The sequence below is a fragment of the Pseudomonas sp. Irchel s3a12 genome (assembly GCF_900187485.1).
Taxonomy (GTDB): Bacteria; Pseudomonadota; Gammaproteobacteria; order Pseudomonadales; family Pseudomonadaceae; genus Aquipseudomonas; species Aquipseudomonas neuropathica.
In genome coordinates this window covers 214318-231209 of sequence record NZ_FYDN01000002.1, presented here as the reverse complement: position 1 = coordinate 231209, position 16892 = coordinate 214318, and the positions used below count along the sequence as shown (strand labels likewise).

Here is a 16892-nt window from a genome sequence, read left to right as displayed (position 1 = left end):
AAGGCTGCGATCTTTTGATCTTGATCTGCAAACAGCAAAATCAAAAGATCGCAGCCTTCGGCAGCTCCTACAAGGGATCTGCGGATTTGCGCGATATCCAGTAAACTGCCGCACGTTTTTCTTCAAGTAGTGTTTTCCCATGCAAATTGCTCTGGCGCCCATGGAGGGGTTGGTCGACGACATTCTCCGCGACGTGCTGACCCGCGTTGGCGGCATCGACTGGTGTGTGACCGAGTTCATTCGGGTCAACGACCAGTTGCTCACGCCGGCCTATTTCCACAAGTTCGGCCCGGAGTTGCTCAACGGTGCCCGCACCGCCTCCGGTGTGCCATTGCGCGTGCAATTGCTCGGTTCCGACCCGGTTTGCCTGGCGGAAAACGCTGCACTGGCCTGCGAACTCGGCTCCGAAGTCATCGACCTCAACTTCGGCTGCCCGGCCAAGACCGTGAACAAGTCCCGTGGCGGCGCGGTACTGCTCAAAGAGCCGGAGCTGCTTAACCAGATCGTCGAGCACGTGCGTCGCGCTGTACCCGCGCACATTCCCGTCACCGCAAAAATGCGCCTGGGCTTCGACAGCCCCGACGGTTCGCTGGTCTGCGCCACTGCGCTGGCTGAAGGCGGCGCCGAGCACATTGTGGTTCATGCCCGAACCAAAATGGACGGCTACAAGCCGCCGGCGCATTGGGAGTGGATTCCGCGCGTGCAGGAGGTGGTCAAAGTCCCGGTGTTCGCCAACGGTGATATCTGGAGCGTCGAAGACTGGCGGCGTTGCCGCGAAATCAGTGGCGTGGAAGACATCATGCTCGGTCGCGGTCTGGTCTCGCGCCCGGATCTGGCCAAACAGATCGCTGCCGCTCGCGCTGGTGAAGAAGTGGTTGAGATGACCTGGGCCGAGCTGATGCCGCTGATCCAGGACTTCTGGCTGCAAGCCAAAGCGCAGATGACTGCACGCCAATCGCCAGGCCGCTTGAAGCAATGGCTGGCCATGCTGACGCGCAATTATCCCGAGGCTGCCGAGCTGTTCACCGTTCTGCGTCGTGAAACTGAGCCGGATCATGTCTCGCGTCTGCTCGGTCTGCCAGTGGCTGAAGCGGCCTGAAAAAAATCTGCAAATAATCTCTTGAAATCATTTCAGCGGTCCCTATCTAAGGGGTACGCGATGCCGAATTCGGGTCGCGGAGTCAAAAAACCTTGCTGATTGTTTTCAGGAGATTTGAACCATGAGTACTGCATTTTCCCTCGCGCCACTGTTCCGTTCCTCGGTAGGTTTCGACCGTTTCAACGACCTGTTCGAAACCGCCCTGCGCAACGAGCCAGGCAGCAGCTACCCACCTTACAACGTCGAAAAGCACGGTGATGACCAATACCGCATTGTCGTAGCGGCAGCCGGTTTCCAGGAAGAAGACCTGGAACTGCAAGTCGAGAAAGGTGTGCTGACCATCAGTGGCGGCAAGCGTGATGCCAACGAAGGCGTGACCTTCCTGCACCAGGGCATCGCCCAACGTGCTTTCAAGCTGTCCTTCCGCCTGGCCGATCACATCGAGATCAAGGCTGCGGATCTGAAAAACGGTCTGCTGAGCATCGACCTGTTGCGAGTGATCCCGGAAGAAGCGAAAGCCAAACGCATCCCGATCAACGGGGTGGAGAAGCCGGCGTTGCAGCACTGAGTCATGTGCCGCAACACAATCGTCTGAACCGGCGATGAGCCGCTGAATGAAGGCCCCGATACGTCGGGGCCTTTTTTGTGCGCGCAAAGAAAGCGGACGCAACGTTTGCCGCTGCCTCTGTGGCTCTTTACAATCCGCGCCAACAAAGCCGGCACTCCCTAATTCCCGCTGGCCCCGGAGCCTTTGTTCATGGACGAAATGGAACAGCGCTGGCTATACGCGCTTTCTGCGCCTTTGGTCGCCCTCAATCCCGACGCCGATTACACCGCACCCACCTATTGCTTTGACCTCAAACATGTCGATGTCGAAGGTGGTTGGGGCATCACTACGCGCGAACAACTGTTGGACATGCTGCGTACTGCCGATGACGGCCACGCTACGCAGTTGAACGAAGCCTATCGGCAATGGGAGCGGTGTCTGCCGTCCGAATGGCAGGCCTTGCTCGCAACACTCGACACTCGCCAGCGAGCTTTCTACGAATTCGCCAGTCGCACATTTGGCGAGTGCGGTTCAGGTGGCATCCGTGCCTGGGACCTTGGCCGCATGGGTTTTCTGCTGCGTTCTGCGGTGCTGCACGGCTGGATCGATCTCACCGAAAGCCTTTGGCTGCATGGTCGCATGGCGGCACGCGCGCGCTACTACTACGACAGTTGGACGAGCTACCTTAACGGCTTTGTCTTCGGCAAAGCCTTCTGGCATTGCCTGGGCAACAAGGATGAAGAGCTGGAACACGAATATGACCGGCAAGGCGATTACATAGGCACCACCGTGGTCATCAGCAAGCTTGATCGTGATGCGCGCGCGCTGTTCGCACAATTGCCGTGGGACATGCCCCTGCATCCACCCGAGCGGCCTGATTCGCTAGGGGAGTTCGACTGGTCATGAGCTGCTGGATTCGCTTGGGTATCGAGCCCACCAAAGACAACGACGTCATTCGCGGCGCCTATCGCGCGCGCTTGCCGCAGCACCACCCGGAAACCGATCCGGAAGGTTTTCAGGCGTTGCGTGAGGCCTATGAACTGGCACTACGCTTTGCCCGCGAGGAAGCCGAGGAACCGGATCAACCGGTTGCAGGTGAGGTCAGTCCTGCCGATCAGACGATGGCCGACTTTGAAGCATTGCTGCTTGATCCAGCGCGTCGCTTTCACCCGGTGGCCTGGCAGGCATTCAACCTTGAGCTGGACCGTCTGCCGCTGGAGGTACTGGACGAAGTTTGCTGGCCATTGCTACGTGAGTTGCTCGACGCCGGCCCGATTTCCCATGTCTGCGCCCGTTTGTTGGCCCAGCGCCTGGGATGGGCAAGCCGCATGCTGGATCTGGATTTCGACAACGCACGGCATGTCGACGAGTTTTTGCAGCGGATCAGCGCGGCGGATCCGTTCGACACCTCGTTGATGAGCCATTGGCCCGCTGTCGCGCAACTGGAAACTCTCTGGTATGTGCGCACCCTGAATCACCTGCACCGAGAGGCGTCGCTCGACGACTACCGTCATTTCGCCGGCCTGCACACTTGCATCCCGCTGCCTGCTGATGACGGGTTATTACAACGCCTGGCCATACAGTTCAGTCAGGCTGATATCGCCAACAAAGACTTTCTCGACATTATCAGCGAGCAGCACCGGCTTGCACCTGAAGATGTCGACTGGCTGTATCTGTTGGCCTGTCAGCGCAGTGCGCTGGGAATGGAAGAGTTGGCACTGCAGGCGTGGGTGCGGCTCTGGCGCGAACATCAGCATCCGAAAGCGGCGACGTGGTTACTGGCATTGTGCGCGCGACATCAGCCTCAGCGCCTGCCGCTGCTGATTCAGGCCTTTGATCGTCTGGAAAACTTCCGCGACTGGTCCGAGGATCTGAGCGATGTCAGCCAAGAGTACGGCAGTCCATCGCAGCGCCCGGAGACACTCGGGCGTTGGTTTAGGGCCAGGCAACTCGAGTTGCAGGACATTGCCGGTGCATTTGTCGAATGGCGTATCAGTGGTGACGAGTTGCCGTTGTTGGCGGCGCTGATCATTGACAGTGATGACCGGCCGCTGCAAACGCTTTACCAGCATGCCTGGGCTTTGCACCGTGGTGATGTGCCATTGCTGCGACGCATCATGGAGGCATCCGAGCCGGAGGATGTGCTCGATCAACTGGTGCTGGAAGGCTTGCAGTATCAGGCCGGGCAGCAGATCTGCTGGTTGACCCGGGCGCCGATTCCTCAGGCCCTGGAAGCGTTTCTGGCCAGTGACTCGACACTGCCGCCGGCGCTGGAAAAGGGCGAACCGCTTGAGCTCAGCCTGCTGTGGATGCGCCGTTTGCGCACTTACGACGCCCGATCGCTGGCGCGGCTTGCCGAAGCGTTCAGTCTCGACAAACGTGACGAACGGCTTGCGGGGTTCAAGTTGCAAGCGCAACTGGCCGCGCAAGGCATGCTGCTTCCGGCCGTCGATAGCTATTCTGATGTCTGGGAATGGCATCGTCAGGCGATTTACCTGCTGGCCACCCTCGACGATCCGACGCGTTGGCTGGACGCGCAATCGGCACACTGCGTCGACACCATGAATATTGCGCGTGAACACCCCTTGGCCCGTTTGCAGCCGCTGCTCTGTCGCCTGAATCGCGAGCAGGGCTGTGCCAGTGGCCTGCTCGGCTGGCTGCAAGCAGCGGATCCGGTGCACTCGCTGCTCGCGCGCAAGTTGTTCAGTGTGCATGAGGCGCTCGACAGCACTCGGCTGTTGGGTAATGACCGTTTGTTCGAGTGCATGCGCAGCGACATCGCCAGCTTCAACGAAGATTTGCTCGGGCGCATGCTCTTGGGTGGAGTCCTTTACCACGACCCGTTGCTCACTGCGCAACAGCGCAAATACCTGCTGGAAAGTATCACCGAGGTGGTCAATCCTCAGGACTGGTTCGACGGCTTCCGTCACAGTCTGATCAAGGGTGAGCCTGTTCACCCGCCCCGTGAGGCTCTCACGGAGGAGGGTGTCAGCGACGCCTTTTACCTGGCGCTGGATGTGCTGAAGGATCTGGTGCGTTTTGGCAATCTGGGCGTGCCAAGGCAGAAAGTTCTGTTGCGCATGCAGCGGGCCAAGGATGACCCGGAGAATGGACTCGGTCTGCGCTTCGCATTCAGCGCATTGCTGTCGTGGTCTGAGCGTTTGCTGCTGGCCAAGGCAGAGACCCGTCCAACCCCCGCCGGAGCGTTCTGGCGCCTGGGTACCCGGCTGGGGCGCGGGGCGTTTATCTGGCAGGTGATTGGCGCGTTGCTGGTGACGCCCGTGGCGGCGTTGCTCAGCGGTACGCCCGTGTCCGGCATCGTCGTGTTGCTACTGGGCCTGGCGTTTCTGCTCGGTGCGGTCCTGCGCCGTTTGCATGACATGGGGCGGGGCATTCCGATGTTACTGATTTTGGTAATGCTGGCGCCGGTGTTGCCGTTCCTGCCGCTGATACTGTTCGGTTTTCCCGGAGAGAAGCTGCCCAATCGTTATGGCGTGCCACCGGACAGTGGCGGTGAAGACACCTTGTCCGGTGGTTTGCAGGCGACCTTGCGGCGACTTATCGGCTAGAGGCGCAACTCATCCAGTACCTTGTTGAGTTGTGAGCGGTGGCTGGCGATTTCTTCCGATCGCTGGCCGCCCAGCACCGTGGTGAAACTGTCCAGCCAGTCGGCAATCCGCTGGCGTTCTTCGCCCAGACTCTGCGTCCACGCCCGTTCCAGTCGAGCCAGCAGGGTTCGGTTGGGCAGAGTGTCGCGGGGGTGAATTTTCAGTGTACTCAAGCGTTCATGACTGGTTTGCCGCGATTGCGCATCGAGTCCGGTCGGGCTGCGGTCAATGCTGTGGCTGTGGCGTTCGCCCGTCCCTGGCAGGGTGACGTCAACTTCGAGCAAACCGTTGATGTCATAACTGAAGCGCACATCCAGCGCCTGGATATCATCGCTGGGCGTCAGCGTGACATCGAAAGCATCGATAAAAATGTTGTCGCGTACCCACGGACGTTCGCCCTGATAGACCGCAATACGAATGACTTCCTGCCGTGGAGATGTCGTGTGGTAACGCTCCACCCTTGAGGTCGGAATGATGGTATTGCGCTCGATGATGGGCGAGAAAGCGCCTTTGATGTCTTCGCCGCGCATGGTCGAAATGCCCAGCGTGTAAGGGCAGACATCCGTCAGAATCAACTCTTCAACCGCCCCGTCACGCGCCTTGCACGCCGCTTGCGTCGCCGCCCCGAGCGCAACAATGGTATCCGGATCAAGATGCCGGTAAGGCAGGCGCCCGAACAGCGTGGCGACCATTTGCTGCACCGCCGGCATGCGCGTCGCGCCGCCGACCAGTACCAGGCTGTCGAGGTCGCGCGGCTTGAGTCGGGCATCGCGCAGGGCCTGTTCGATCGGCGCGCGCAAACGCGCCAGCAACGGCTCCCAGATTTTCACCGCAGCGGCTTCGTCCAGCGACCGTTCGAACGTCTGGTCAGCATGACGCCAGCTCAGTTGTTGAATGCCTTCGCCGAGTTTGCATTTCAGTTGCTCCAGCGCGTCGCCGAGGCTGGCCATGCTTTGCGCATCGACCATGGCCGGGGTCAGTTGCCAGTGCTTCAGGCAGGCCTGCAACAGCGCGGCAGTGAAGTCTTCGCCGCCGAGAAAGTTGTCGCCGGTGGAGGCGTGCACTTCGATCAGTGGCAACGCGTATTCCAGTACCGTGACGTCGAAGGTGCCGCCGCCCAGATCGAAGATCAGCGTGCGTTCGAATTTCTGTTCATGCAGCCCGTAAGCCATCGCGGCGGCGGTCGGCTCGTTGATCAGGCGTGTCACCGAGAGCCCAGCCAGTTCGGCGGCAAACAGCGTGCGTTTGCGTTGTTCGTCGCTGAAGTACGCCGGCACGGAAATCACTGCTTCCGAAACCGCGTGGCCGAGAAAGGCTTCGGCGTCCTGCTTGAGTGAGCCGAGTACCAGCGCCGACAACTCTTCCGGGCTGAACTGACGTGTACCGAGCTGGACTTGTTTATCGCTGCCCATGAAGCGCTTGAACGCTGCAGCGGTGCGATCAGGGTGCGTGGTCAGGCGCGCGCGCGCGGCTTTACCGACCAGAATCGTGTCGTCTTCATCAATACTGACTACTGATGGCGTCAGCACATCACCCAGGGCGTTGGGAATCAGTCGGGCCTGACCGTCCTGCCAGACGGCGATCAGACTGTTGGTGGTGCCAAGGTCGATGCCCAGCAGAGCCGGGCGGGGGAGGGTTGCATCCTGCATGAAAGATCTCGAAACGGCGCAAAAACCGCGACCCTACAGGTTGCCGCAAACCGTGGCAATTGTGCGTCTGTTGCAACGTGCACCGGTTATGGCAGGAGCTTTTTCAGATCCTCCAGAGCAACCGGTCGACTGTGCAGATAACCCTGATACAAATGGCAGCCCAAGCCTTGCAGGAACGCCAATTGCTCCGGGGTTTCCACGCCCTCGGCAATCACCTCCAGCTCCAGACTGCGCGCCATGGCGACGATCGCGCGAATGATCTCGGCATCGTTCGGATCGGTCGTGGCATCGCGAATAAACGATTGATCGATTTTCAACGTGTCCACCGGCAGGCGCTTGAGATAGGTCAGCGACGAATAACCGGTGCCGAAGTCATCCATCGCAAAGCTCACACCGAGCTTTTTCAGCCGGCGCATTTTACTGATGGTGTCTTCGAGGTTCTGGATGACGATGCCTTCGGTGATTTCCAGTTTCAGCAACGAGCACGGCAGGCCGTGGCTGCTCATGCTGTGCTCGATGCGTTCGACGAAGTCGTTCTGGCGGAACTGCCGTGGACTGATGTTCACGCACAGGCTGAAATTCAGCGGGTCGACCAGTTTCAGCGCAATCAGTTGTTTGAAGGCATTGCAGGCTTCGTCGAGGATCCAGGTGCCGACTTCGAGAATCAGGCCGCTGTCTTCCAGCACTTTGATGAACTCGGTAGGCGACTGCGCGCCCAGTTCCGGGTGATTCCAGCGCACCAGGGCTTCGGCACCGATGATGCGGTTGTCGCGGGCATCCACCTGCGGCTGAAAGTGCACGTTGAACTCACCGCGCGACAGCGCCAGGCGCAGGTCGGTCTCCATGCGCAGCCGTTCGCTGGCCGCTTTCTGCATGGTGTTGTGGTACATCTGCGTGGTGTTGCGCCCGGAATCCTTGGCTCGGTACAGCGCGATGTCGGCGCGCTTGAGCAGGTCGGTCGGCGTCGAGCCATGATCGGGAATCAGCGCCACGCCGATGCTCGGCGTCACTTGCAGGCGCTGGCCGTCGAGGAACATCGGTTCCGACAACAATTCGCGCAGAGTGTCGGCCAGATTGCGCACTTGCGCGCTGACTTCATTGCGCGAGCCTTCGAGGCCGCTGAGCAGTACGACAAACTCATCGCCGCCGAGGCGCGCGACCGTGTCTTCCATGCGCACGCTGGCTTCGAGCCGCGCGGTAATGATCTTCAGCACGGTGTCGCCGACCGGATGGCCGAGGGAATCGTTGATGTGCTTGAAATGGTCGAGGTCGAGAAACAGTAGCGCGCCGCGCAGATTGTGGCGCTTGAGCAGGGCGATCTGCTGGCTCAGGCGATCCATCAGCAAAGCGCGGTTGGGCAGGTTGGTCAGCGGGTCGTGATAGGCCAGATGACGAATCTGCGCTTCGGCGTTTTTCAGCAGGCTGACGTCTCGGGCGGTCAGCAGCAGGCACGCGGTTTCATTGAGGGTGATCGGCTCGACCGAGACTTCTACCGTCAGCATTTCCCCGCGTTTGTTGCGCCCGAGCATTTCCTGATGGTGCACGCGACCCTTGATCTGCAATTCGGCGAGTAATGCTGAACGCTGTTTCTCTTCAGCCCAAATACCCACCTGATAAACCGTTTTGCCCACGACTTCTTCAGCGCGATAGCCAGTGAGACGGCAGAAGCCGTCGTTGACCTCCAGATAACGCCCGGTGTCGCGCTCGGTGATGGTGATTGCGTCGGGGCTGGAGTGGAACGCCTTGGCGAATTTCTCCTCACTGGCTTTCAGCGCTGCTTCCGAGCGCTGCTGCTGGGTGATGTCGCGCAGAGTGGTGACGATACAAGCCTGGTCGCCGACGCTGATCTGCCGGCTGGAAATCACACAGGTCAGCGACTGGCCGTCCTTGTGTTGCACGATGATCGCGACATTGCTCAAGCCCTGTTCGCGGATGACCCGTTCAATCCGTTGCAGGCTTTTTGCCGAGGCGTCCCACAGGCCGATTTCTTCGGCGGTGTGGCCGATAACGTCGGCGGCGCTCCAGCCGAAAGTCTGGGTAAAACTGTTATTGATCTCGATGAACTCGCCGCTGTCTTGGCGGGTGACGCAGATCGGGTCCGGGCTGACCTGGAACAGCGTGGCAAATTTCTCTTCCGAGGCCACCAGCCGCTGTTCACGCTCGACCTGATCGGTGATGTCGAGCAGGGTGCCGGCCATGCGCAGCGGTGCGCCGTTGTCGTCGCGGTAGAGGCGGGCGCGGCTTTCCAGATAGCGCGAACTGCCGTCCGGCAATTGCACGCGATAAGTCAGTTGATAATTGCCCGCCGGGCCTTCGCGCAGGCTGCGGTAGGCGTCGCGCATGCTGTCGCGCTCTTCGCCGGGCACGCCTTCGAAAAACTCTTCGAACGATTCATGAAACGGTATCGGTTCGAGCCCGTGCAGTTGCGCGGCGCGGGCCGAGCCGTAGAGCATGCCGCTGGGGATGTGCCAGTCCCAGGTGCCGAGTTGCGCGGAGTCCAGCGCCAGGTCGAGGCGTTCCTGGCTGTCCTTCAAGGCGTGTTCGGCGGCTTTGCGTTCGGTGGTGTCGAGGAAGGTGCTGAGCAGATACGGCTGGCCTTCAAGTTCGACTTTTTGCGCACTGAGAATGCCATCGTGAACTTGCCCGTTGCTGGCGCGAAACTGCACCTCCATGCTGATCAGTTCGCCCTTGGTGTTGGTCTTCTTGACCAGTTCGGCGCGCTGCTCGGGGTGCACCCACAGGCCCAGTTCCAGCGTGGTGCGGCCAATAGCGTTTTGCACCGGCCAGCCGAACAGGCTTTCGAAATACTGATTGGCTTCGGTGATCAGCCCGTCTTCCTGACGGGTCAGCAGGACCATGTTCGGGCACAGGTGAAAAAGTGTCGCGAAACGTTTCTCCGAACTGCTCAGCGCCTGTTCGCGCTGGCGCTGGTGGGTGATTTCGCGAATCACCCCGATCATTCGGGGGCGGCCGTTTTTATCCGGCAGCAGACTGCCGCTGATCTCCAGCCAGTGCAGGCTGCCGTCAGGCCAGCGGATGCGGTGGTGCATCGCTTGTTCCAGCGGCGCCCCGGCAATCACCGCGTGGAAGGCGCGAACGGTTTTCGCGCGGTCTTCCGGGGGCAGCAGATCAAGGTATTCAAGGTCTGCGGGCAACGGCTGGCGCGGGTCGAAGCCGAACAAGGCCTGGGTGCCACGCGACCAACTGATCTGCCCGCGCTCGATGTCCCAATACCAGGCGCCGAGCCGCGCGCCGTTGAGCGCCGCCAGCAATTGCGGCGCGCTCTCCCAGCTCTGCTCGGAATGTCGCGGGTCAATCGCCTGAATACGCGGCATCGGCGGAATTCGGTCAACAGATTTCGGCATTGTGGACAGGCCTTGAGCTGATGGTGGCGTTAGGCACAGGGGCAGCGGCTCTATAGGAGTAGCACAAGTTGGCCTCAAGTCCCTGGCAGATCGATTTGTGCGTCCAGCAGTGCCATAAAGGCTTTTGCCGCATTCGATAGCGTCCGTTCGGTGTGCAGGATATAGCCTAGCTGGCGAGTGAGCTGTATGCCCGGTAAAGCGATGCTCGCCACCTGCTCATCGAGCATGGTGCGCGGCAAAACGCTCCAGGCCAGGCCAATCGAGACCATCATCTTGATGGTTTCCAGGTAGTTGGTGCTCATGGCGATGTTCGGCGTCAGGCCCTGAGCCTCGAATAACCGTTGGACAATATGGTGGGTAAAGGTGTTGCCACCGGGGAAAACCGCCGGATGACCGGCAATGTCCGCCAGGCTGACGGCGCCGTTATTGATCAGCGAATGCTCCGGGGCGACCACAAAGTCCAGCGGGTCGTCCCACACCGGCGTGGCTTTGACCAGTGCGTGCGGCTCCGGCGCGAGGGTGATGACCGCCAGTTCGGCGCGGCCATGGAGAATTTCCTCGTAGGCCACTTCCGAATCGAGGAACTGAATATCCAGCGCCACCTGTGGGTAACGGCGGGTGAATTCCCTTAACAGCGGCGGCAAGCGGTGCAAGCCGATGTGGTGACTGGTGGCCAGGGTCAGGCGCCCGCTGACTTCGCCCGTCAGGTTGGTCAGGGCGCGCCGGGTGTCGTCCAGCACATTGAGAATCTGATAAGCCCGCGGCAACAGGGCGCGGCCGGCCTCGGTCAGGCCGACTTCGCGGCCCAGCCGATCGAACAGGCGTACTTTCAATTGCTGCTCCAGCCCGGCGATGCGTTTGCTGATCGCCGGCTGCGTCAGGTGTAGCCGTTCGCCGGCGCCGGAGAAGCTGCCGGTCTCGGCAATCGCGATAAAAGCGTTGAGGTTGGCCAGATCCATGTTCGTATTCCAGTTGGTTATCCAAAGCATAAAAAATATGAATTTGAGTTATTTAATCTAACCCCATAGGATCGGCCTCACAAGCCAAAGGGTTATTGATAAGCCCAGGGCATAGAAACAAGCTGATGAGGAACCGTCTGATGGCCGGCAAAACGCTCTACGACAAGCTCTGGGATTCGCATTTGGTCAAACAGCGCGACGATGGCTCGGCGCTGATCTACATCGATCGTCACATCATTCACGAAGTGACCTCGCCGCAAGCCTTTGAAGGCCTGCGTCTGGCCGGGCGCAAGCCTTGGCGCATCGATGCCAACATCGCGACCCCGGACCACAACGTACCGACGACTCCAGAGCGCAAGGGCGGCATCGAAGCCATTGCCGATCAGGTCTCGCGTTTGCAGGTTCAGACCCTCGATGACAACTGTGATGAGTACGGCATCGTCGAGTTCAAGATGAACGACGTGCGCCAAGGCATCGTTCACGTGATCAGCCCGGAGCAGGGTGCAACCTTGCCGGGCATGACCGTGGTCTGCGGCGACTCGCACACCTCGACCCACGGCGCCTTCGGCGCGTTGGCTCACGGTATCGGCACTTCCGAGGTCGAGCACGTGCTCGCCACCCAGTGCCTGGTCGCGAAGAAAATGAAGAACATGCTGGTGCGCGTTGAAGGGCAATTGCCGTTCGGCGTGACCGCCAAGGACATCGTCCTCGCGGTGATCGGCAAGATCGGCACCGCCGGCGGTAATGGCCACGCCATCGAATTCGCTGGCAGCGCGATCCGCGATTTGTCCGTTGAAGGCCGCATGACCATCTGCAACATGTCCATCGAAGCCGGCGCCCGCGTCGGTCTGGTGGCGGCGGATCAGAAGACCGTCGATTACGTGAAGGGCCGTCCTTTTGCACCGAAAGGCGCCGAATGGGACATGGCCGTCGAGGCCTGGAAAGACTTGGTCTCCGACTCTGACGCCAAGTTTGACACCGTGGTGGAACTCGACGCCGCGCAGATCAAACCGCAAGTCAGTTGGGGCACTTCGCCGGAAATGGTTTTGGCCGTTGATCAGAACGTGCCGGATCCAGCCAAAGAGATGGATCTGGTCAAGCGCGACTCGATCGTCCGTGCCTTGAAATACATGGGTTTGACCGCCAATCAGGCGATCACCGACATTCAACTGGATCGCGTGTTTATCGGTTCCTGCACCAACTCGCGGATCGAAGATTTGCGCGCTGCAGCCGTCATCGCTAAGGGCCGCAAAGTCGCTTCGACCATCAAGCAAGCGATCGTGGTGCCTGGCTCGGGTCTGGTCAAGGCGCAGGCTGAGGCCGAAGGTCTGGACAAGATTTTCCTCGAAGCCGGTTTCGAATGGCGTGAGCCGGGCTGCTCGATGTGCCTGGCGATGAACCCGGATCGTTTGGAGTCCGGCGAGCATTGCGCCTCGACCTCCAACCGTAACTTCGAAGGCCGTCAGGGTGCCGGTGGCCGTACCCACCTCGTCAGCCCGGCCATGGCTGCTGCGGCAGCGGTGAACGGTCGTTTCATCGACGTCCGTGAATTGATCTAAAGGAGCGCAGCATGAAAGCTTTTACCCAGCACACTGGTCTTGTCGCGCCTCTGGATCGTGCCAACGTCGACACCGATCAGATCATTCCGAAACAGTTTTTGAAGTCGATCAAGCGCACTGGTTTTGGTCCGAACCTGTTCGATGAGTGGCGTTACCTCGACGTTGGCCAGCCGTATCAGGACAACTCCAAGCGCCCGCTGAACAAGGACTTCGTCCTCAACGCCGAGCGTTATCAAGGCGCCAGCGTGTTGCTGGCCCGTGAGAATTTCGGTTGCGGTTCCAGCCGTGAGCACGCGCCGTGGGCGCTGGAAGAATACGGTTTCCGCAGCATCATCGCGCCGAGCTACGCCGACATCTTCTTCAACAACAGCTTCAAGAACGGTTTGTTGCCGATCATCTTGAGCGATGCGGAAGTCGACGAGTTGTTCAAGCAGGTCGAGGCTGAGCCGGGCTATCAATTGCAGGTCGATCTGCAGGCGCAGACTGTGACTCGCCCGGATGGCAAGGTGTACAGCTTTGAGATTGATGCGTTCCGCAAGCACTGCCTGTTGAATGGTCTGGACGATATCGGTTTGACCTTGCAGGACGGCGATGCGATTGCGACGTTTGAGGCCAAGCACCGTGTGAGCCAGCCTTGGTTGTTCCGCGACGCGTGATTTGCGTATGGCGAATGGCGCCATCGCGAGCAGGCTCACTCCTACATTTGAAATGCGTTCCCCTGTAGGAGTGAGCCTGCTCGCGATGAGGTCCGCAAAGGCAATACAAGACTCCAACCCAAAAGGAAGTCCCCATGACCAGCACCGCCCAACACAGCCAGGTCGTACAAAAGCAATTCGGTGAACAGGCCGCCGCCTACCTGAGCAGCACCGTTCACGCTCAAGGCACCGAATTCGCTCTGCTACAAGCTGAGCTGGCCGGGCAGGGCAACGCACGGGTGCTGGACTTGGGCTGCGGCGCCGGTCACGTTAGTTTTCACGTCGCACCGCTGGTCAGGGAAGTGGTCGCCTACGACCTGTCGCAGCAGATGCTTGATGTAGTCGCCGCCGCGGCCGTTGATCGCGGTTTCACCAACATTGCCACGGTCAACGGCGCCGCCGAGCGTCTGCCGTTTGCCGATGGCGAGTTCGACTTCGTGTTCAGCCGTTATTCGGCGCATCACTGGAGCGATCTCGGCGTGGCCCTGCGCGAGGTGCGTCGGGTGTTGAAGCCGGGCGGTGTGGCGGCGTTCGTTGATGTGTTGTCACCGGGCAGTCCGTTGTTCGACACTTACCTGCAAAGCGTCGAGGTGCTGCGTGACACCAGCCATGTGCGCGATTATTCCGCCGCCGAATGGCTGCGTCAGGTCAGCGAGGCCGGTTTGCATGTACGCAGTACCACCCGTCAGCGCCTGCGTCTGGAGTACACCAGTTGGGTTGAGCGCATGCGCACGCCTGAAGTGATGCGCGCAGCGATCCGCCAGTTGCAGCAGTCGATGGGCAATGAAGTGCGCGAATATTTTGAGATTGATGCCGACGGCTCGTTCAGTACAGATGTAATCGTGCTGATGGCTGAGCGATAAGAATTTTTCCGGGCGCGCTTAAGATGGCGCACCGACTGAAGACACGAGGAAAGCATGAGCAAGCAGATTCTGATTCTCCCAGGTGACGGTATTGGTCCGGAAATCATGGCCGAAGCGGTCAAGGTGCTGGAGCTGGCCAACGACAAATACAGCCTGGGCTTCGAGCTGAGCCATGACGTAATCGGTGGCGCCGCCATCGACAAGCACGGCGTGCCGCTGGCCGACGAAACCCTCGACCGTGCCCGCGCTGCTGACGCCGTGTTGCTGGGCGCCGTCGGCGGCCCGAAATGGGACACCATCGAGCGTGACATCCGCCCTGAGCGTGGCCTGCTGAAAATCCGTGCGCAACTGGGCCTGTTCGGCAACCTGCGTCCGGCGATTCTGTACCCGCAACTGGCCGATGCTTCGAGCCTGAAGCCGGAAATCGTTGCTGGCCTGGACATCCTCATCGTCCGAGAACTGACCGGTGGCATCTACTTCGGTGCGCCACGCGGCGCCCGTACCCTGGAAAACGGCGAGCGTCAGTCCTACGACACGCTGCCGTACAGCGAAAGCGAAATCCGCCGCATCGCCCGCGTCGGTTTCGACATGGCCATGGTCCGTGGCAAGAAGCTCTGCTCGGTGGACAAGGCCAACGTGCTGGCGTCCAGCCAACTGTGGCGTGAAGTGGTCGAGCAAGTGGCCAAGGATTACCCGGAAGTCGAACTGAGCCACATGTACGTCGACAACGCCGCCATGCAACTGGTGCGCGCGCCGAAGCAGTTCGACGTGATCGTCACCGACAACATGTTCGGCGACATCCTCTCCGACGAAGCGTCGATGCTCACCGGTTCCATCGGCATGCTGCCGTCGGCCTCGCTGGATTCCAACAACAAGGGCATGTACGAGCCTTGCCACGGTTCAGCCCCGGACATCGCTGGCAAAGGCATCGCCAACCCGTTGGCGACTATTTTGTCGGTGTCGATGATGCTGCGTTACAGCTTCAATCTGCACGACGCGGCCGATGCTATCGAAAAAGCTGTCAGCGTTGTCCTTGATCAAGGGCTGCGTACTGGCGACATCTATTCGGCCGGTTGCACCAAAGTCGGTACGCAGGAAATGGGCGACGCAGTAGTCGCCGCGCTGCGGAATCTGTAATCTCTCGGGCCCGCTGCGAAATTCAATACAAAGCAGCGGCCCACTTTTCAAGAAGGTGTAGTTGCGATGAAACGTGTAGGTCTGATCGGTTGGCGCGGGATGGTCGGTTCCGTGCTCATGCAGCGGATGCTGGAAGAGCAGGATTTCGATCTAATCGAGCCGGTGTTTTTCACCACGTCCAACGTCGGTGGCCAAGGCCCGTCCGTGGGCAAGGACATTGCTCCGCTCAAGGATGCTTACAGCATTGACGAGCTGAAGACCCTCGACGTGATTCTGACCTGCCAGGGCGGCGACTACACCAGCGAAGTGTTCCCCAAGCTGCGCGAAGCCGGCTGGCAGGGTTACTGGATCGACGCGGCCTCGAGCCTGCGCATGAACGATGACGCGGTGATCATTCTCGATCCGGTCAACCGCAAGGTCATCGACCAGCAGCTCGACGCGGGCACCAAGAACTACATCGGCGGCAACTGCACCGTCAGCCTGATGCTGATGGGCCTGGGCGGTCTGTTCGAGGCCGGTCTGGTCGAGTGGATGAGCGCCATGACCTATCAGGCGGCCTCCGGTGCCGGCGCGCAGAACATGCGTGAACTGATCAAGCAAATGGGCGCGACCCACGCCGCTGTCGCCGATCAACTGGCCGATCCGGCCAGCGCGATCCTCGACATCGACCGTCGTGTCGCTGACGCCATGCGCAGCGAAGCGTACCCGACCGAAAACTTCGGCGTACCGCTGGCCGGCAGCCTGATCCCGTGGATCGACAAGGAACTGCCGAACGGCCAGAGCCGCGAAGAGTGGAAGGCCCAAGCCGAGACCAACAAGATCCTCGGCCGCTTCAAGAGCCCGATTCCGGTCGACGGCATCTGCGTGCGCATTGGTGCGATGCGTTGCCACAGCCAGGCGCTGACCATCAAGCTGAACAAAGACGTGCCGATCGCCGATATCGAAGGGCTGATCAGCCAGCACAACCCTTGGGTCAAACTGGTGCCAAACCAGCGCGAGATCAGCATGCAGGAGCTGAGCCCGACCAAGGTTACCGGCACCCTGAATGTGCCGGTGGGTCGTCTGCGCAAGCTGAACATGGGTTCGCAGTTCGTCGGTGCCTTCACCGTCGGCGACCAACTGCTGTGGGGCGCGGCCGAACCGCTGCGTCGCATGCTGCGGATTTTGCTTGAGCGTTGATTGCTTGAAGTAATGAAAGAACCCGTGCCTTGAAAGAGGTGCGGGTTTTTTTATGCCGATCGTTCCCACGCTCTGCGTGGGAATGCATCCCGGGACGCTCCGCGTCCCTTTACAAGCCGAACGCAGAGCGTCCGATGTGGCATTCCCACGCAGAGCGTGGGAACGATCTGGGTGGGCAGAAATTGCCTGTGCGCCAGTCACCCGGTAAAGTGCCGCTCCCCCCGTTTCGCCA

Annotated in this window: 12 protein-coding genes; 9 read left to right on the top strand and 3 right to left on the bottom strand. The window is 60.2% G+C overall.

Features of this window, described 5'->3' with window-relative positions; all coding sequences use genetic code 11:
• The first annotated feature begins 139 nt into the window (after positions 1-139).
• The 4 genes from CKW14_RS04630 to CKW14_RS04615 all read left to right on the top strand — a co-directional run bounded on the left by CKW14_RS04630 (position 140) and on the right by CKW14_RS04615 (position 5215).
• Positions 140-1099: a tRNA-dihydrouridine synthase gene (locus CKW14_RS04630; protein ID WP_038363617.1), complete on the top strand. Its 960-nt coding sequence runs from the start codon at positions 140-142 to the stop codon at positions 1097-1099.
• Positions 1100-1220: 121 nt separating this feature from the next.
• Positions 1221-1667 carry an Hsp20 family protein gene (locus CKW14_RS04625; RefSeq protein WP_093432063.1) on the top strand — a complete coding sequence of 149 codons (447 nt, stop codon included), beginning with the start codon at positions 1221-1223 and terminating at the stop codon, positions 1665-1667.
• A 189-nt stretch (positions 1668-1856) separates the two neighbouring features.
• Positions 1857-2552 (top strand): DUF1266 domain-containing protein, encoded by a 696-nt coding sequence (locus CKW14_RS04620; RefSeq protein ID WP_095047658.1) that lies wholly within the window; start codon positions 1857-1859, stop codon positions 2550-2552.
• Entirely contained in the window at positions 2549-5215 is a 2667-nt protein-coding gene (locus CKW14_RS04615) for a DUF805 domain-containing protein (protein WP_095124826.1), read from the top strand. Before CKW14_RS04620 ends, CKW14_RS04615 begins: the two co-directional genes overlap by 4 nt.
• Here CKW14_RS04615 and CKW14_RS04610 read toward each other — a convergent pair.
• From CKW14_RS04610 to CKW14_RS04600, 3 genes are all read right to left on the bottom strand, one after another.
• Positions 5212-6903 carry a molecular chaperone HscC gene (locus CKW14_RS04610; RefSeq protein ID WP_095124824.1) on the bottom strand — a complete coding sequence of 564 codons (1692 nt, stop codon included), beginning with the start codon at positions 6901-6903 and terminating at the stop codon, positions 5212-5214. The two genes, CKW14_RS04615 and CKW14_RS04610, sit on opposite strands and share 4 nt — an antisense overlap.
• Before the next feature lie 86 nt (positions 6904-6989).
• On the bottom strand, positions 6990-10268 hold the full coding sequence (locus tag CKW14_RS04605; RefSeq protein ID WP_095124823.1) for a PAS domain S-box protein: 3279 nt from the start codon (positions 10266-10268) through the stop codon (positions 6990-6992).
• Between the two features lie 74 nt (positions 10269-10342).
• Entirely contained in the window at positions 10343-11227 is an 885-nt protein-coding gene (locus CKW14_RS04600; RefSeq protein ID WP_095124821.1) for a LysR family transcriptional regulator, read from the bottom strand.
• A gap of 140 nt (positions 11228-11367) precedes the next feature.
• Between CKW14_RS04600 and leuC the strand changes: the two genes are divergently transcribed.
• The 5 genes from leuC (at position 11368) to asd (ending at position 16660) form a co-directional block, all read left to right on the top strand.
• Positions 11368-12786, top strand: coding sequence for a 3-isopropylmalate dehydratase large subunit (leuC, locus tag CKW14_RS04595; RefSeq protein ID WP_095047654.1), 1419 nt, complete (start codon positions 11368-11370; stop codon positions 12784-12786).
• Positions 12787-12797: 11 nt separating this feature from the next.
• On the top strand, positions 12798-13442 hold the full coding sequence (leuD, locus tag CKW14_RS04590; protein ID WP_007913445.1) for a 3-isopropylmalate dehydratase small subunit: 645 nt from the start codon (positions 12798-12800) through the stop codon (positions 13440-13442).
• Between the two features lie 134 nt (positions 13443-13576).
• Positions 13577-14344, top strand: coding sequence for a class I SAM-dependent methyltransferase (locus CKW14_RS04585; protein ID WP_095124820.1), 768 nt, complete (start codon positions 13577-13579; stop codon positions 14342-14344).
• Between the two features lie 54 nt (positions 14345-14398).
• Entirely contained in the window at positions 14399-15481 is a 1083-nt protein-coding gene (gene leuB / locus CKW14_RS04580; RefSeq protein ID WP_095124819.1) for a 3-isopropylmalate dehydrogenase, read from the top strand.
• 66 nt (positions 15482-15547) lie between these two features.
• Positions 15548-16660, top strand: coding sequence for an aspartate-semialdehyde dehydrogenase (gene asd / locus CKW14_RS04575; RefSeq protein WP_007913448.1), 1113 nt, complete (start codon positions 15548-15550; stop codon positions 16658-16660).
• Positions 16661-16892: the final 232 nt, after the last annotated feature.